Genomic DNA, 16,840 nt, shown 5'->3' with positions numbered 1-16,840 from the left:
GCCATCGTTTGCTCGATTTGATCGATACGCTTATTCACAGCAGCGATATCATCTTTCGTCGCCATCGTTTGTTCGATTTGATCAATACGCTTATTCACAGCAGCGATATCGTCCTTTGTTGCCATGTTTGCTCGCAAAAATGAAAGCTCATCAAAAATGCGCTGCAACAACTGTTCCACCCATCTCACCTCCTTTTTCCGTTTCTATTATACCATCATTCGACAAAGAGAGAACGTAAAAATGACAAAAAATTTTGATTACATATGATCCCCGCCTAACATTTAGACGGTTTTTTTCATCCTCACAACTAACTCCTCATCCGGTGTGACGTAAACGGTCTGTTGGTTTTCGTAAATGACAAAGCCCGGTTTGGCGCCGCTCGGTTTTTTGACGTAGCGGACGCGCGTGTAGTCGACCGGAACGGAGCTCGAGTGGCGCGCTTTGCTGAAGTAAGCGGCTAAATGAGCGGCTTCGATGATCGTCTGTTCAGACGGTTGCTTGCTTTTAATGACGACGTGGGAGCCTGGGATGTCTTTCGTATGAAGCCAAATGTCGTCTTTGCTTGCGAATTTGTTCGTTAAGTAGTCGTTTTGTTTATTATTTTTGCCGACAAAAATGTCGGTGCCGTCGCTCGATACGTAGCGTTCAAGTTCGATCGTGCGCGGCTTTTGTTTTTTCTGTTTTGTCGCCTTGGCGCGCAAGTAGCCTTGTTCGATTAATTCGTCGCGAATATCATCAATATCTTTTGGCGCGGCGGTTTCGAGCTGTTGAAGGATCGTGTCAAAATATGCAATTTCTTCTTTTGTGCGCTCAATTTGCTCTTGAACAATCGCAAGCGAATTTTTCGCTTTCTGGTATTTTTGAAAATAGCTTTGTGCATTTTCGGACGGCGTTTTTTGTTCATCGAGTGGAATAGTGATCGTACTCCCGTTTTCGTCGTAGTAGTTGATCACTTCAATTTCTTTCATTCCACGTTTCATTGCATAAAGGTTTGCCGTGAGCAGTTCCCCATATAGCCGATATTGCTCCGCTTGTTTTGCTTCTTCTAACGTTTTTTGTAACTTCATAAGCTTTTTCTCATTTTTCGCTTTTTCATTTGTGACAAATCGCTCTAAGTCGTGTGCTTGTTGTTTGACGCGGTCACGTTCGGCCTTTCCGAAATAAAAGCGATCAAGCATCTCACTGAACGTAGCAAACGACTGCACTTCCCCGTCCATATGCGTAAGAGGTAAAGCGTAAAATATTTCTTTTTGTCCGCGATATATACACGGAGTAAATGCTTCATTTCGCACTTCTGCGATGAGTGACATAAAGCTTTTCGGCAACGTTGCTCGATTAGCTAGCCCAGCTCGATGGACAACTTCGCGCGCAAACAACGGCGAGATGCCCATAAATGTGGCGACGAGTTGATCAGCTAGTTTTCCAGCGAGAAAATCGATTTTTTTTACTACCGTTTCTTCTGTCGCCTCAAGCGGATTCACTTTATTATGCGACGGCGGCGAAATGTACGGCGCCCCCGGAAGAACCGTCCGGTAACGGTTGACCGCAGGCGAAAGATGTTTCATGCTGTCGATGATCGTATTCGTCTGTGCATCGACGAGAATGATGTTGCTGTGGCGGCCCATCATTTCGACGATGAGCTGTTTTGTACAAACATCGCCGAGCTCGTTTCTTGTTTTTACGTGAATGATGACGATGCGATCAAAATCGACTTGCGTAATCGCTTCAATGATTCCTCCTTCCATATGTTTGCGCAACAACATACAAAACATCGGCGGCTCGTGAGGGTTGTCGTACGTTTCGTTTGTTATATGCATGCGCGCATACGTCGGATGGGCAGATAACAACAATTTATAATTGCTTCCGTGCGAGCGAATATGAAGCAATAATTCGTGCGGAAACGGCTGATAAATTTTCGAAATGCGTCCGCCGACAAGCGCTCGCTGTAATTCTTTTGTTATGGCATATGTAAATACTCCGTCAAACGACATAAGAAACACCTTTCTCTTTTTTTTTCTTTTCATTATACCATATCATTTTTTCGTACATGCCTGAATAAGCTGTCATAGATAAGACAAGCGGAAGGGGGAGAGAAATGAGCTGGCACGGATTACGTGTTGAACAAGTTGCACAACAAGTCCATACAAACATGTCATCAGGATTAACGGAAAAAGAAGCGAAAAAACGGTTAAAACAGTTTGGCGCAAATGAGTTAGCAGAAGAAAAAAAACCGTCCGCGCTAAAACAATTTATTGGACAGTTTCAAGATTTTATGGTGCTCGTTTTGTTGGCGGCAACAGCCATTTCAGCTATGCTAGGAGAGTATATTGATGCGATCGCGATTGTAGCGATCGTCATCATGAATGCGTGTTTAGGATTTGTACAAGAACGGCGGGCAGAAAAATCGCTCGAGGCATTAAAAAAGCTATCTGCTCCGGAATCGTTCGTTTTGCGTGATGGGGAATGGAGAAAAGTGCCGTCCGCTCAGCTTGTTGTTGGCGATATTGTAAAATTTACAAGCGGCGATCGAATCGGAGCGGACGTGCGCATCATTGAAGCAAAAGGACTATATATTGAAGAATCGTCATTGACGGGCGAGTCGCTTCCTGTAGAAAAACAAACGGCTCCACTTGCGCAAGATGCCGCGCTAGGCGATCGAACAAACATGGCGTTTATGGGCACGCTTGTGACGAAAGGGAGCGGCGTCGGCATCGTCGTTGGAACGGGAATGAATACGGCGATGGGACAAATCGCTCACTTATTGCAGTCAGCACCGACGATGGTGACACCATTGCAGCGGAAGCTCGAACAGCTAGGAAAAATTTTAATCGTGATCGCTTTAGCTCTTACAGCGCTCGTCGTCGTGCTCGGCGTTTGGCAAGGACATGCGTTATATGACATGTTTTTAGCTGGTGTATCGCTTGCGGTTGCCGCCATTCCAGAAGGATTGCCAGCTATCGTTACCGTCGTGCTCGCACTCGGCGTGCAACGAATGATGAAGCGAAATGCCATCGTGCGCAAGCTTCCTGCTGTCGAGACGCTCGGATGCGCGTCTGTCATTTGTTCCGATAAAACAGGAACGATGACCGAAAATCAAATGACGGTGACGCGCGTATGGACAAACAATCGATTATGGACGGTCAGCGGGACGGGGTATGAGCCGAAAGGACGTTTTTTTTATAACGGAAAAGAGGAAAAGCCTGATAAGCAGCTTCAACAATTATTGTTGTTCGGTGCGTTATGCAATCATGCGGAAATAAAGAAAAAAGGAAAAACGTATATGATCGATGGCGATCCGACAGAAGGAGCGCTCGTCGTCTCCGCGGCGAAAGCTGGATGGACGAAAGAAAAAATCGCTCACGAATTTACAATCGAACATGAATTTCCGTTTGACTCCACGCGCAAAATGATGACAGTCATCGTGAAAGATCGCTCAAATCGACGCTGGATCGTTACAAAAGGCGCGCCTGATATGTTGCTTGATCGTTGCCGATTCATATATATCAACAATGAAGCTAAACCGCTTCGCGAACAAGAGCGGAAAACGGTACAGCAAACGGTCAACATGCTTGCATCGGAAGCGTTGCGAACGATCGCGATCGCGTATCGGCCGCTTTCACCGACAGAAAAGGTAAACGATGAAACGAAAGCAGAGAACGATTTAACGTTTGTCGGCTTACAAGGGATGATCGATCCGCCACGAAAAGAAGTAAAACAAGCGATTGCGGAATGTAAAAAAGCAGGCATTAAAACGGTGATGATTACAGGCGACCATATTTTAACCGCGAAAGCGATCGCCCAGCAGCTTCACATGTTGCCGCCAAACGGAAAAGTAATGGACGGAAAGACGTTATCGACGTTGTCTGTCGATGAACTAGAAGATGTCGTTGAAGATGTGTACGTTTTTGCGCGCGTATCACCAGAGCATAAATTAAAAATTGTGCAAGCGTTGCAAAAACGAGGGCATATCGTCGCGATGACAGGCGATGGTGTTAACGATGCCCCGGCGATTAAAACAGCCAACATCGGCATCGCGATGGGAATCACAGGAACAGATGTGTCAAAAGAAGCGGCCTCGCTCGTTTTGTTAGACGATAACTTCGCGACGATTAAAGCAGCGATTGAAGAAGGACGAAACATTTATGAAAATATTCGTAAATTTATTCGCTACTTGCTTGCATCAAACGTCGGTGAAATTTTAGTTATGTTGTTCGCGATGATTTTAGCGCTTCCGCTTCCGCTCGTTCCGATTCAAATTTTATGGGTCAATCTCGTGACCGATGGGCTGCCAGCGATGGCGCTCGGCTTAGATCCTGCGGAAGATAACGTCATGAAACGACCGCCGCGCCATCCGAAAGAAGGCGTCTTTGCGCGCGGGCTCGGTTGGAAAATTGTTAGCCGTGGGTTTTTAATCGGCATCGTGACACTTCTTGCTTTTCTTGTCGTGCATACGCGTCATCCTGAAGATTTGACGCATGCGCAAACCGTCGCCTTCGCGACGCTTGTGCTTGCCCAGCTCATTCACGTTTTCGATTGCCGAAGCGAACGATCGGTGTTTCACCGCAATCCGTTTGAAAATATGTATTTAGTGCTCGCGGTGTTGTCGTCGCTGTTGTTGCTGCTTATTGTCATTTATTATCCACCGCTTCAGCCGATTTTCCATACCGTTTCGCTTCCGCTAACGGATTGGTTGCTTATTGTTGGGTTATCGTCCATTCCAACATTTTTATTGGCCGGTTCATTATTTGCGCGCAGACGTGCATGAAATGTTTTCGTCATATAGCGATATATGTTATAATAAAGGAAGGTAATGGAGCTCATCTGTTACCTTCTTTTATTTCATATGTACGATGGATGTGAGAATATGATCGTCAGCATGACAGGGTTTGGTCGAGCAAAAAAAGAAAATGAAAACATAAGCGTCACGGTGGAAATGAAATCGGTCAACCACCGTTTTTGCGAAATTTCGATCCGCATACCTAGACAGTGGATGATGTTTGAAGATAAAATAAAAAGAGTCATTACAGAACATATTGCACGTGGACGCATTGAAGTATTGATTACCATCGAAGGGGAACAGCTTGTTGAACGAACGGTGCATGTCGATTGGCAGCTTGTTGATGCGTATTATCGTCTACTAACCGATGTGCGCAGTCGGTTTCACTTGACGGACGATGTATCGCTTCGAGATGTTGTACATATGCTATCAGGTGCGGTCGAAATGACGGAGCAGCCGCTTGAAAATGATGCGCTTCTCTCTTTACTTCTACAAGCGACAAAAGAGGCGGTTGAGCAGCTAAAGCATATGCGCGAACGGGAAGGAAAAGCGCTTTTAGCCGATCTGCTTGCGCAACTTGAAACGATTGAACAAGGTGCCCGTCGCATTGAACAGCTCGCGCCGACGGTCGTCGCTTCTTATCGCGATCGCATACATAAACGAATGCAAGAATTTGTGCAAGGTGTTGTAGATGAGCAACGGCTGTTGATGGAAGTCGCTTTGTTTGCGGAAAAAGTCGATATTCATGAAGAGTTAAAACGCATATATAGCCATATTGAACAGTTTCGTCGCATTGTCTCGGAAGGCGGGGCTGTCGGGCGCAAGCTTGACTTTCTCGTTCAAGAACTGAATCGCGAAATGAATACGATCGGTTCGAAAGCGAACGATCGCCATATTGCTTCAGAAGTCGTTGAAATGAAAAGCGCCCTTGAAAAAATTAAAGAACAAGTGCAAAATGTGGAGTAGTTTGTTTATGATAGAAGGGTAGGGATAAACGTGAAAGAACGAGGATTATTAATCGTTTTATCGGGACCGTCTGGCGTCGGGAAAGGAACGGTACGAAAAGCGTTATTTTCGCAGCCAGATATTCAATTGCAATATTCCATTTCCGTCACAACGCGCCAGCCGCGCGAAGGCGAAGTGGACGGTGTCGATTACTTTTTCAAAACGCGCGAACAGTTTGAACACATGATTCGCAACAATGAGTTGCTAGAATGGGCAGAATATGTTGGCAATTATTACGGCACGCCAATTGAGTACGTAGAAAAGACGTTGCAAGAAGGAAAAGACGTCTTTTTAGAAATTGAAGTGCAAGGAGCGATGCAAGTTCGCAAAGTGTTCCCAGAGGCGCTCTTTATTTTCTTAGCCCCGCCAAGTTTAAGCGAATTGCGAAAGCGAATTGAGACGCGCGGAACGGAATCAGAAGAGCTTATTCGCGATCGTTTAAAGGCGGCAAAAGAAGAATTAGAAATGATGGATGCGTACGATTACGTCGTCGAAAACGACAAAGTCGAGCTTGCTTGTGAACGCATTAAAGCGATTGTCGTGGCAGAACATTGCCGACGTGAACGCGTCGCACAACGATATAAAAAGATGTTGGAGGCTGAGTGACATGTTATATCCTTCGATTGATTTACTCATGACGAAACTAGATTCCAAATATACGCTCGTAACGGTTGCGGCAAAACGCGCTCGCCAACTGCAAGTAAAAAATGATTTAACGATTGAAAAACCTGTATCGAAAAAGTTCGTTGGCAAGGCGTTAGAAGAAATTGCGGCAGGTCATATTGAAGTCGTTAGCGAAGAGGAAGCAACGCAATAAACTATTTACGACAACCTAGTTTTAGGTTGTTATTTTTTTACAAATACCGTATGAAAGGGGCAACGTCGATGCTTCAACAAAAAAACATATTGTTATGCGTTACAGGCGGCATTGCCGTATACAAAGCGGCAGCGCTCACAAGCAAACTTGTACAAGCGGGAGCGAACGTGAAAGTCGTCATGACCGAAGCTGCTCGTCAATTTGTTACACCACTCACGTTTCAATCGTTATGTAAAAACGAGGTGTACGTCGATACGTTTGATGAAAAGAAGCCAGATGTCATTGCGCACATTGACTTAGCTGATTGGGCAGACGTCGTACTCGTTGCCCCTGCCACAGCAAACACGATCGCCAAACTCGCGCACGGTATAGCGGATAACATGGTCACAACCGTTTTGCTTGCGACGAAAGCGCCGGTTTGGCTCGCGCCAGCGATGAACGTCCATATGTACGAACATCCGGCCGTGCGACAAAATATGCGCACATTGCAGTCGTTCGGCTATCGTTTCATTGAGCCGGCTGAAGGGCTGCTTGCATGCGGCTATGTAGGCAAAGGGCGATTAGAAGAGCCAGAAACGATTGTTTCGTTGCTTGAACAACATATGGCGACAGAGGCGTTGTTGAAAGGAAAAAAAGTGCTCGTAACCGCTGGCCCGACGCGCGAAAAGCTCGATCCTGTTCGCTTTTTCAGTAATCATTCAACAGGGAAAATGGGCTACGCGCTCGCCGAAGCCGCGCGCGACTTCGGTGCGGATGTCGTTCTCGTTTCGGGACCGACATCGCTTCCTAGCCCTGCTGGTGTAAATATCGTTCGCGTAGAAAGCGCACAACAAATGTACGAAGAAGTGATGAAGCATTTTCACGACAGCCATATCGTCATCAAAACAGCTGCCGTAGCGGACTATCGCCCGAAATATGTCGCTGATAATAAAATAAAAAAACAACAAGGGGATTATACGGTCGTGTTAGAGCGAACGATCGATATTTTACAAACGCTCGGCGAACAAAAAACGCATCAATTTTTAGTCGGTTTTGCGGCAGAGACGAACGATGTTGAACGATACGCAAAAGAGAAGTTAGCGCGCAAAAACGCGGATATGATTGTTGCTAACAACGTCGTCCAAGAAGGGGCAGGTTTCGGGACGGATACAAATATCGTCACGATATTTAAGCGAGACGGAACAGCAAAACGACTTCCGCTTTTACCGAAATCGGAAGTGGCGAAAGAAATTTTACGCGAAGTTTATGATGAAATTGAGGGACGCCTATGACGATTGCTTCTGTCATTGTTGACATCCCTGCAAGTCAAACCGATCGTCCGTTTGACTACATCATCCCAGCTGAACTCGTTGGCGTTGTACAAGCCGGGATGCGTGTCACCGTGCCGTTTGGCACTCGCTTATTACAAGGGTTTGTCATTGAAGTAAAAGAAACGACCGATATGCCGCTCGAACAGTTAAAGCCTATCCATTCTCTCTTTGACGTCGTTCCCGTCTTTCATGAGGAATTGCTTCAATTAGGGAAATGGCTTGCCGAAACGACGCTTTGTTTCATGGTGTCGGCATTTCAAGCGATGTTACCTGCGGCGATGAAAGCAAAATATGAGAAAGACATTCGTTTAATTGAGCGACATATATCGCTCGTCCATGAAGATGTGCGCGCGATATTTGGCGACCGTCTGACGATTCCGTGGAGCGACGTCGAAAAAACACCATACGTGCGCCTGTTGCAAAAAGAAATTGCAAACGGCCATATTGAAGTCGTTTACCGTGTTGAAGAGAAAGGAAAAATAAAGAAAGAGAAGTGGGTTGAATTGTGTGGAAGTGACGAACATGTGACACGTATATTTACGTCGCTTCCAAAGCACTCGATCAAACAAAAGCAAGTACTTGAACGTTTGCTTACCGCACGCGCTTTACCGTTAAAACAGTTGTTGCATGAGACAAATAGCACTCGATCAACCATTCAATCCCTCGTCAACAAACAGCTCGTTGTCGTAAAAGAGAAAGAAGTATATCGCGATCCGTATGCGAACCAATCATTTGCGAAAACAACGCCGCTCGCTTTAACGGATGAACAGCAACAAGCGCTACACGATATCGGACAAGCCATCGCGCAAGACGTTCACGACGTTTTTTTAATGTACGGTGTTACAGGAAGCGGAAAAACGGAAGTGTACATGCAGGCGATTGACCTCGTCCTAAAAAAAGGAAAAGAAGCCATTGTGCTCGTGCCTGAAATTTCGCTTACTCCGCAAATGGTGAAAAGGTTTAAAGAACGATTCGGCTCAAAAGTAGCCGTTTTGCATAGCGGCTTATCGCTCGGTGAAAAGTACGATGAGTGGCGAAAAATTCAGAGAAAAGAAGTGCAACTTGTCGTAGGGGCACGATCAGCCATTTTCGCACCGTTTGAAAACATTGGCATCATCATTATTGATGAGGAACATGAAACGAGTTACAAACAGGAAGAGTCACCGCGCTATCATGCGCGCGATGTTGCTATTTTTCGCGGCCGCTATCATCGATGTCCTGTCGTGCTCGGCAGCGCCACGCCATCGCTTGAATCGTTTGCGCGTGCGAAAAAAGGGGTATACAAGCAAGTGACGTTAACGAAGCGCATGAACGATCATGCGCTCCCCCCTGTTGATATTGTCGATATGCGAGAAGAATTGCGAGCAGGGAATCGTTCGATGTTTTCCCGTCTTTTATTTGAAAAATTAACGGAGCGGTTACGAAAAGGAGAACAATCCGTCTTATTTTTAAATCGTCGTGGCTATTCATCTTTCGTGATGTGCCGTGATTGCGGTCATGTCATTCAATGTCCGCATTGCGACATCTCACTCACGTATCATCGCGTCCAACAGCAACTAAAATGCCATTATTGCGGTTATGAACAACGCATGTCTTCGCATTGCCCTGCTTGCCAAAGCGAGCATATTCGCTTTTTTGGGACTGGGACACAAAAAGTCGAAGAGGAATTAACAAAGCTTCTCCCCGAAGCGCGCGTCATTCGCATGGACGTTGATACGACGAGCCGAAAGGGAGCGCATGAACGATTGTTGAATGAATTTGGGGAAGGAAAAGCAGACATTTTACTCGGAACACAAATGATCGCCAAAGGGCTTGATTTTCCGAACGTTACATTAGTCGGTGTGTTAGCTGCTGACACGATGCTCCACGTGCCTGATTTTCGCGCGGCGGAAAAAACGTTTCAACTATTGACGCAAGTAAGTGGCAGAGCAGGAAGGCATCATCTTCCTGGCGAAGTCGTTATTCAAACGTACACGCCGGAACATTACAGCATTCAGCTCGCTGCCGATCACCATTTTGAAGCGTTTTATGAGCGTGAAATGATCAATCGAAAAAAACACGGGTATCCACCGTTTTACTATTTAGCGCTCATTACAGTAGCGCACCTCGATCCGCTTAAAGGTGTAAGCATAGCGGAGAAAATCGCCGCCCATTTGAAGAAGCATTTGTCCGCTGAGTCGGTTGTGCTCGGCCCAGTCGCTTCTCCGATTGCGCGGATGAATGATAGATATCGTTACCAATGCATGATAAAATACAAGCGGGAAGCGAACTTAACAACAGCGCTCCGCACGATTATTGAACATTATCAGCGCGAAATGGCGCGCGGCGATGTAACGATTACAGTCGATTTAAACCCATATATGATGATGTAAATAAGGGAGGAACTGTTTTGGCCATTTTACCGATTGTGACCTATCCTGCACCTATTTTAGAAACCGTTTGTCAGCCGGTCACCGTATTTGACCGAAAGCTAACTAAGCTATTAAACGACATGTACGATACGATGATGGCGGCGGATGGGGTCGGCTTAGCTGCTCCGCAAATCGGCATCGATCAACAAATTGCGATCGTTGACATCGGTGACCGTCATGGGCGCATCGAATTAATCAATCCTATCATCGTTGCACAGAGCGGCGAACAAATCGGGCCAGAAGGATGTTTAAGTTTTCCAGGACTATTTGGGGAAGTGAAGCGTTTTCAATACGTAAAAGTACGTGCGCAAAACCGTCGGGGGCGCCCGTTTGAAATTGAAGCAACCGGTTTTTTAGCGCGTGCATTACAACATGAAATTGACCATTTGCACGGCATCTTATTTACGTCAAAAGTTATTCGCTATTATGAAGAAGGAGAGATGGACGGATGAACATCGTATTTATGGGCACGCCTGATTTTGCCGTGCCGATTTTAGAACAGCTCGTGAAAGATGGATACAACGTCGTTGGTGTCGTGACGCAGCCTGACAAGCCGAAAGGGAGAAAACAACAGTTGACGCCACCTCCTGTGAAAGTGACAGCACAGTCATACGGCATTCCTGTGTTGCAGCCGACAAAAATTCGCGAACGAGAGCAATACGAGCAAGTGCTCGCTTTGCAACCGGATCTTATCGTAACGGCGGCATTTGGACAAATTTTACCGAAGCCGCTCCTTGACGCGCCAAAGTACGGCTGCATTAACGTTCATGCGTCGCTTTTGCCGGAGTTGCGCGGAGGGGCACCAATTCATTATGCGATTTTGCAAGGGAAAGAAAAAACGGGCATTACGATTATGTACATGGTTGAAAAACTAGATGCAGGCGACATATTGACGCAAGTGGAAGTGCCGATCGACGAACGCGATACGGTCGGGACGTTGCACGATAAGCTGAGCGAAGCTGGGGCGAAACTGCTTTCTGAGACGATTCCGAAACTGCTTCGCGGTGACATTACACCGATCAAGCAAGACGACGCCAAAGCGACGTTTGCGTACAACATTAAACCAGAACAAGAACGAATTGATTGGGAAAAAGATGGGGAAGACATTTACAACCATATTCGCGGCATGAATCCGTGGCCTGTCGCCTATACGACATATGGTGGTGAACGTTGGAAAATTTGGTGGGGAGAAAAAGTGCCAGCTCCTTCTCCAGCAAAACCGGGCACGATGATCGCCGTTGAGAAAGATGGCATCATCATTGCGACAGGAAACGGAACAGCGATAAAAATAACCGAGCTGCAACCAGCCGGAAAGCGAAAAATGAGTGCGACCGACTTTTTGCGCGGCACGACGATTGAAATTGGGAAAGTATTAGGAGGGGCGAATGAGTAAAAAAAACGTGCGAAACTTAGCATTAGATGTGCTAGTAGATATTGAAAAAAAACGGGCATATAGCCATTTATCATTACATTATACGATTGAAACGAACAAATTATCTCCCCAAGACGTCGCGCTTTTAACAGAATTAGTGTACGGAACAATACAACGTCGCGATACGCTTGATTACTATTTACAACCGTTTATTAAAGGGAAAATTGAACATTGGGTGCGCATGTTGCTGCGGATGTCGCTTTATCAAATGATATATTTAGATCGTATTCCTGATCGCGCCGTGTTGTTTGAAGCGGTAGAAATAGCTAAACGGAGAGGACATCGCGGCATCGCCTCGCTCGTGAACGGCGTATTGCGCTCCATTCAGCGCCAAGGGGTGCGTTCATTCGATGAAGTAAAAGATGATCTCGAACGCCTCGCCGTTGCCACGAGCCATCCACTTTGGCTCGTGCGCCGATGGGTCGAACAGTTTGGTTGGGATGAGACGAAACGAATGTGTGAAACGAACAACTTACCGCCTGAACAAACCGCGCGCGTCAACACGACGCGCGCGACAGTTGAAGAAGTGATCGCCCGCTTAAAACAAGAAGACATTGACGCTGTCCCTTCTTCTGTCGTGCCGGAAGGGATAAAAATGACAAACGGAAACGCTGCGAAAACGAACGTGTTTCACGAAGGGCTCATTACGATTCAAGACGAAAGTTCGATGCTCGTCGCTTATGCTCTTTCTCCAAATGAGACGGACGTCGTTTTAGATTGTTGCGCCGCGCCGGGTGGAAAAACGACGCATATTGCTGAACGAATGAATGGTCGCGGGCGCGTCGTTGCGTTAGACATTCACGACCATAAAGTAAATCTCATTGAACAGCAGGCAAAACGGCTGCATTTGTCGAATATTGAAGCGAAACAACTCGATAGTCGACAAGCCTATACGCAATTTCATGACGAAACGTTTGATCGCATATTAGTTGATGCCCCGTGCTCAGGGCTTGGCGTCATTCGTCGAAAGCCGGAAATTAAATATGCAAAAAACGAAACAGATGTCGCGCAACTAGCCGACATTCAATTAGACATTTTACGGGCGGTTGCTCCGCTATTAAAACGTGGCGGAACGCTTGTATATAGCACATGCACAGTCGACCGGGAAGAAAATGAACAGGTGATCGCTAAGTTTTTACATGAGCATCCTCAATATGAGCGCGACGAAACGCTCGCTTCCCGTCTCCCGTCATCGGTTGCGCCATATGTGCATGACGGCATGTTGCAATTGCTTCCACATTACGTATGTAGCGACGGATTTTTTATCGCAACATTGAAAAGAAAGGTGAAATGATATGAAACCATCCATTTACTCGATGCGTTTAGAAGACTTGCAAAGTTGGGTGGAACAGCAAGGAGAAAAGCCGTTTCGCGCCACGCAAATATTTGAATGGCTATACCAAAAACGAGTTGCGTCATTTGACGAGATGACGAACATTCCAAAAACGTTACGCGAACGGCTAAATGAGCATTTTGTCATCACGACGCTAAACACGCTCGTGCAGCAAACGTCAAAAGATGGCACGATGAAGTTTTTATTTGAACTTCACGACGGCTATTCGATTGAAACGGTGCTTATGCGCCATGACTACGGGAATTCCATTTGTGTCACGACCCAAGTTGGTTGCCGAATCGGTTGTACGTTTTGTGCTTCGACATTAGGCGGATTAAAACGAAATTTACAAGCAGGTGAAATTGTTGCGCAAGTCGTCAAAGTACAAAAAGCGCTTGATGAAACGAATGAACGAGTAAGCAGCATCGTCGTGATGGGTATTGGCGAGCCGTTCGATAACTATGATGAACTGATGAAGTTTTTAAAAATTGTCAACCATCCGAAAGGGCTGCATATCGGCGCGCGTCACATTACTGTATCGACGAGCGGCATTATTCCGAAAATTTATCAATTTGCCGATGAAAATATGCAAATTAACTTTGCGATTTCATTGCATGCGCCAAATACAGAATTGCGCACGAAGCTTATGCCGATTAACCGCGCTTACAAATTGCCAGAATTAATGGAAGCGGTACGTTATTACATCGAAAAAACAGGGCGTCGCGTCACATTTGAATACGGTTTATTTGGTGGGGTAAACGACCAAATTGAACATGCAGAAGAGCTAGCGAAGCTAATTAAAGGATTGAAATGCCATGTGAATTTAATTCCGGTGAACTACGTCCCTGAACGCAATTACGTTCGAACGCCGCGCGAACAAATTTTTGCGTTTGAAAAGACGTTGAAAAAGCATGGCATTAACGTCACGATTCGTCGTGAACAAGGGCATGACATCGATGCGGCATGCGGACAGCTAAGAGCGAAGGAGCGGAAAGAAGAAACGAAAGCGTAAACGGGATACACATACAGAAGGGAGGAAGCGATACTCGTGCGAGTGTCGTGCATGTATGAAGGCGGTTTTTCAGACGGATGTCGGTAAAATTAGGTCGCATAACGAAGATAACGGCGGTGTGTTTATTAATCGAGCGGGTGAGTATTTAGCTGTTGTCGCCGATGGGATGGGCGGTCACCGTGCTGGCGATGTAGCGAGTGAAATGACGATGACGCAATTAAAACAGTTTTGGGAAGAAACAGAAGCGATCGCATCCCCTCAACAAGCGGAAGCGTGGTTAAAAGAACACGTCATGAAAGTAAACGAATCGCTCTTTCACCATTCTCAAACGAACGATCATTGCCAAGGCATGGGCACAACGATTGTGGCAGCTATTTGCACGAAACAATTTGCAACGATCGGGCATATTGGAGATAGCCGGTGCTACGTATTGAATGCGAACGGGTTTCAACAAATGACGGAAGATCATTCTCTTGTCAATGAGCTCGTCAAAAGCGGGCAACTATCGAAAGAAGACGCGGAATATCATCCGCGAAAACACGTCTTATTGCGCGCACTCGGAACAGAGCAAACGATTCAATTGGACGTAAAAACGGTTTCTGTTGAAGAAGGAGATATGTTGTTGCTTTGTTCTGACGGGCTGTCAAACAAAGTGACTGAACAGACGATGGTCGACTTACTTACGTCCGATCGCTCGCTCGAAGAAAAAGCGCAAGCGCTCATCGATGTGGCAAACGAGCATGGTGGTGAAGATAACATTACGTTAGCGATCGTGCAATTTTTAGATGTGAGTGAAAGTAGGTGATCGCCCGTGCTCATCGGTAAACGATTGAACGATCGGTATAAAGTGTTGCAATTGATTGGCGGCGGCGGGATGGCGAACGTTTACTTAGCGAGAGACATGATTTTAGACCGCGACGTTGCAGTGAAAGTGTTGCGCTTAGATTTTGTTAACGATCATTTATTTATTAAACGTTTTCGTCGTGAAGCGCAAGCGGCGACAAGCTTAAACCATGAAAACATTGTGACCATTTATGACGTTGGGGAAGATGACGGCATTTATTACATGGTAATGGAATATGTGCGTGGTTGCACGTTGAAACAATACATTCAACAACACGCTCCCCTTTCTGTTCACGAAGCGTTGCGCATTATGGATGAATTAACAGGAGCGATTGCTCACGCTCATCAAAACGGGGTTATTCATCGCGACATTAAGCCACAAAACATTTTAGTGGCAGAAGACGGAACAATTAAAGTAACGGATTTTGGCATCGCTGTTGCGTTAAGCTCGACGACGATTACGCAGACGAATTCTGTGCTCGGTTCTGTCCATTATTTATCGCCTGAACAAGCAAAAGGCGGCATGGCGACAGAAAAGTCGGATATTTACTCACTCGGCATTGTCATGTTTGAGCTGTTGACAGGTCATTTGCCGTTTTCTGGTGAATCCGCTGTGGCGATCGTATTAAAACATTTACAAACTGAGACGCCGTCTGTTCGGCGGTGGAACCCGAACGTTCCGCAAAGCGTAGAAAACATTGTGTTGAAAGCGACAGCAAAAAATCCGTTGCATCGCTACAACAGTGCACTAGACATGCAGCAACATATTCGCACTGCTCTCTTGCCGGAGCGGATGAACGAAGAAAAATTTTCTTTGCCGACGGAAGATGACGATGAAGAGACGAAAGTCATTCCGGTCGTGAAACCGCCGCTATCTCCCGCATCAGAAAAAAAGGAAAACGTGTCCATTCAAAAAGAAAAGCGACAAAAAAAATGGATGATCGCCTTAACTGTTTTTCTTCTTTTGCTCATCGGTATCGGAGTGAGCGCGGTCACATGGATTCCGAACGTGTTTTTTCCGAAAGATGTCACCGTTCCAGATGTGACAGACAAAGATTACGACGAAGCGATCGCGGAATTGACGGAGATAGGATTAAAAATCGAAGAAACGATCGAAGAAGAGCATGATGACATCGAAGCAGGGCGCGTCATTCGCACCAACCCATCAGCTGGAAAAGTAGTCAAAGTAGGTACAGCGATAACAGTGTACAAAAGCATAGGAAAGAAAAAGGTCGAGTTCAAAAATTATATCGGTGAGCAAATAAGCGACGTTGAACCGCAACTGCGCGCTGAAAAGTATTTATTTATTAGTAAAAAAGAAGTGTATAGCGACGAACCGGCAGGAACGATTATCGATCAATTTCCGCTTCCAAATGAAAAAGTTGTACCGGAAGAAACAGAAGTACGCTTTACAGTTAGCCTTGGACCAGAAAAAATTATTTTAAAAGATTTAACAGGGTACACGGAAAAAAGCGTGCGCGATTATGCGGCAGATCAACAGCTGTACGTCATCGTCAAGCAGCAATATTCCGACACGGTCGAAAAAGGGCTTGTTATTTCCCAAACGCCACAAGCGAATGCGAGATTAGAGAAAGGAGCGACCGTTACCGTTGTCATTTCGCTCGGAAAGGAACCGGTGACGACAAAAAAAGTCGTCCAAGAAATCGAGATTCCATACGAGCCTACAGCGAGCGAAGACGGGGAGGCTGTCATTGCCGAATTGTACATTGAAGATGCTAATCGCCAATTTTCTGAACCGTACAAACGATATCGACTAACGAAAACGATGAAAGAGCGCGTCGAGTTCGTTATTCAACAAGGAACGCAAGGACGTTATCGCGTCGTCGTTAACGATACGGTCGTTCGCGAAGGCATTGTACCGTATCCGACAACACCGTAA

General features: G+C 46.0%; 13 protein-coding genes. 12 read left to right on the top strand and 1 reads right to left on the bottom strand.

Annotated elements, in window-relative coordinates; translation table 11 throughout:
• Positions 1–281: 281 nt before the first annotated feature.
• Positions 282–1,991 (bottom strand): Rqc2 family fibronectin-binding protein, encoded by a 1,710-nt coding sequence (locus BM213_RS00640; RefSeq protein WP_091700032.1) that lies wholly within the window; start codon positions 1,989–1,991, stop codon positions 282–284.
• Positions 1,992–2,095: 104 nt separating this feature from the next.
• Here BM213_RS00640 and BM213_RS00635 point away from each other — a divergent pair, with 104 nt between their 5' ends.
• The 12 genes from BM213_RS00635 to pknB all read left to right on the top strand — a co-directional run bounded on the left by BM213_RS00635 (position 2,096) and on the right by pknB (position 16,840).
• Positions 2,096–4,765 (top strand): calcium-transporting P-type ATPase, PMR1-type, encoded by a 2,670-nt coding sequence (locus BM213_RS00635; RefSeq protein ID WP_091700031.1) that lies wholly within the window; start codon positions 2,096–2,098, stop codon positions 4,763–4,765.
• Between the two features lie 99 nt (positions 4,766–4,864).
• Entirely contained in the window at positions 4,865–5,743 is an 879-nt protein-coding gene (locus tag BM213_RS00630; protein ID WP_091700030.1) for a YicC/YloC family endoribonuclease, read from the top strand.
• 30 nt (positions 5,744–5,773) lie between these two features.
• Positions 5,774–6,388 carry a guanylate kinase gene (gene gmk, locus BM213_RS00625; RefSeq protein ID WP_003395019.1) on the top strand — a complete coding sequence of 205 codons (615 nt, stop codon included), beginning with the start codon at positions 5,774–5,776 and terminating at the stop codon, positions 6,386–6,388.
• 1 nt (position 6,389) lies between these two features.
• Complete coding sequence (rpoZ, locus tag BM213_RS00620) at positions 6,390–6,599, top strand: DNA-directed RNA polymerase subunit omega (protein WP_003395016.1); 210 nt, start codon at positions 6,390–6,392, stop codon at positions 6,597–6,599.
• A gap of 68 nt (positions 6,600–6,667) precedes the next feature.
• The gene (gene coaBC / locus BM213_RS00615) at positions 6,668–7,870 is read left to right on the top strand and encodes a bifunctional phosphopantothenoylcysteine decarboxylase/phosphopantothenate--cysteine ligase CoaBC (RefSeq protein ID WP_091700029.1); all 1,203 of its coding nucleotides are present in this window, start codon (positions 6,668–6,670) and stop codon (positions 7,868–7,870) included.
• Complete coding sequence (gene priA / locus BM213_RS00610; RefSeq protein ID WP_091700028.1) at positions 7,867–10,281, top strand: primosomal protein N'; 2,415 nt, start codon at positions 7,867–7,869, stop codon at positions 10,279–10,281. The genes coaBC and priA overlap by 4 nt, the downstream gene beginning before the upstream one ends.
• Positions 10,282–10,298: 17 nt before the next feature.
• Positions 10,299–10,772: a peptide deformylase gene (def, locus tag BM213_RS00605; protein ID WP_091700027.1), complete on the top strand. Its 474-nt coding sequence runs from the start codon at positions 10,299–10,301 to the stop codon at positions 10,770–10,772.
• A complete protein-coding gene (fmt, locus tag BM213_RS00600; protein ID WP_091700026.1) occupies positions 10,769–11,713 on the top strand; it encodes a methionyl-tRNA formyltransferase in 945 nt (314 codons plus the stop codon). The genes def and fmt overlap by 4 nt, the downstream gene beginning before the upstream one ends.
• Positions 11,706–13,046 (top strand): 16S rRNA (cytosine(967)-C(5))-methyltransferase RsmB, encoded by a 1,341-nt coding sequence (gene rsmB, locus BM213_RS00595; RefSeq protein ID WP_091700025.1) that lies wholly within the window; start codon positions 11,706–11,708, stop codon positions 13,044–13,046. The genes fmt and rsmB overlap by 8 nt, the downstream gene beginning before the upstream one ends.
• A gap of 1 nt (position 13,047) precedes the next feature.
• A complete protein-coding gene (gene rlmN, locus BM213_RS00590; RefSeq protein ID WP_003395004.1) occupies positions 13,048–14,097 on the top strand; it encodes a dual-specificity RNA methyltransferase RlmN in 1,050 nt (349 codons plus the stop codon).
• Positions 14,098–14,152: 55 nt separating this feature from the next.
• Complete coding sequence (locus tag BM213_RS00585) at positions 14,153–14,902, top strand: Stp1/IreP family PP2C-type Ser/Thr phosphatase (RefSeq protein WP_091700024.1); 750 nt, start codon at positions 14,153–14,155, stop codon at positions 14,900–14,902.
• Between the two features lie 6 nt (positions 14,903–14,908).
• Positions 14,909–16,840: a Stk1 family PASTA domain-containing Ser/Thr kinase gene (pknB, locus tag BM213_RS00580; protein ID WP_091700023.1), complete on the top strand. Its 1,932-nt coding sequence runs from the start codon at positions 14,909–14,911 to the stop codon at positions 16,838–16,840.

This window comes from Anoxybacillus pushchinoensis, assembly GCF_900111795.1.
GTDB classification, from domain to species: Bacteria; Bacillota; Bacilli; order Bacillales; family Anoxybacillaceae; genus Anoxybacillus; species Anoxybacillus pushchinoensis.
The sequence above is the reverse complement of the archived record's forward strand: the minus strand, read 5'-3'. Positions and strand labels throughout refer to the sequence as shown.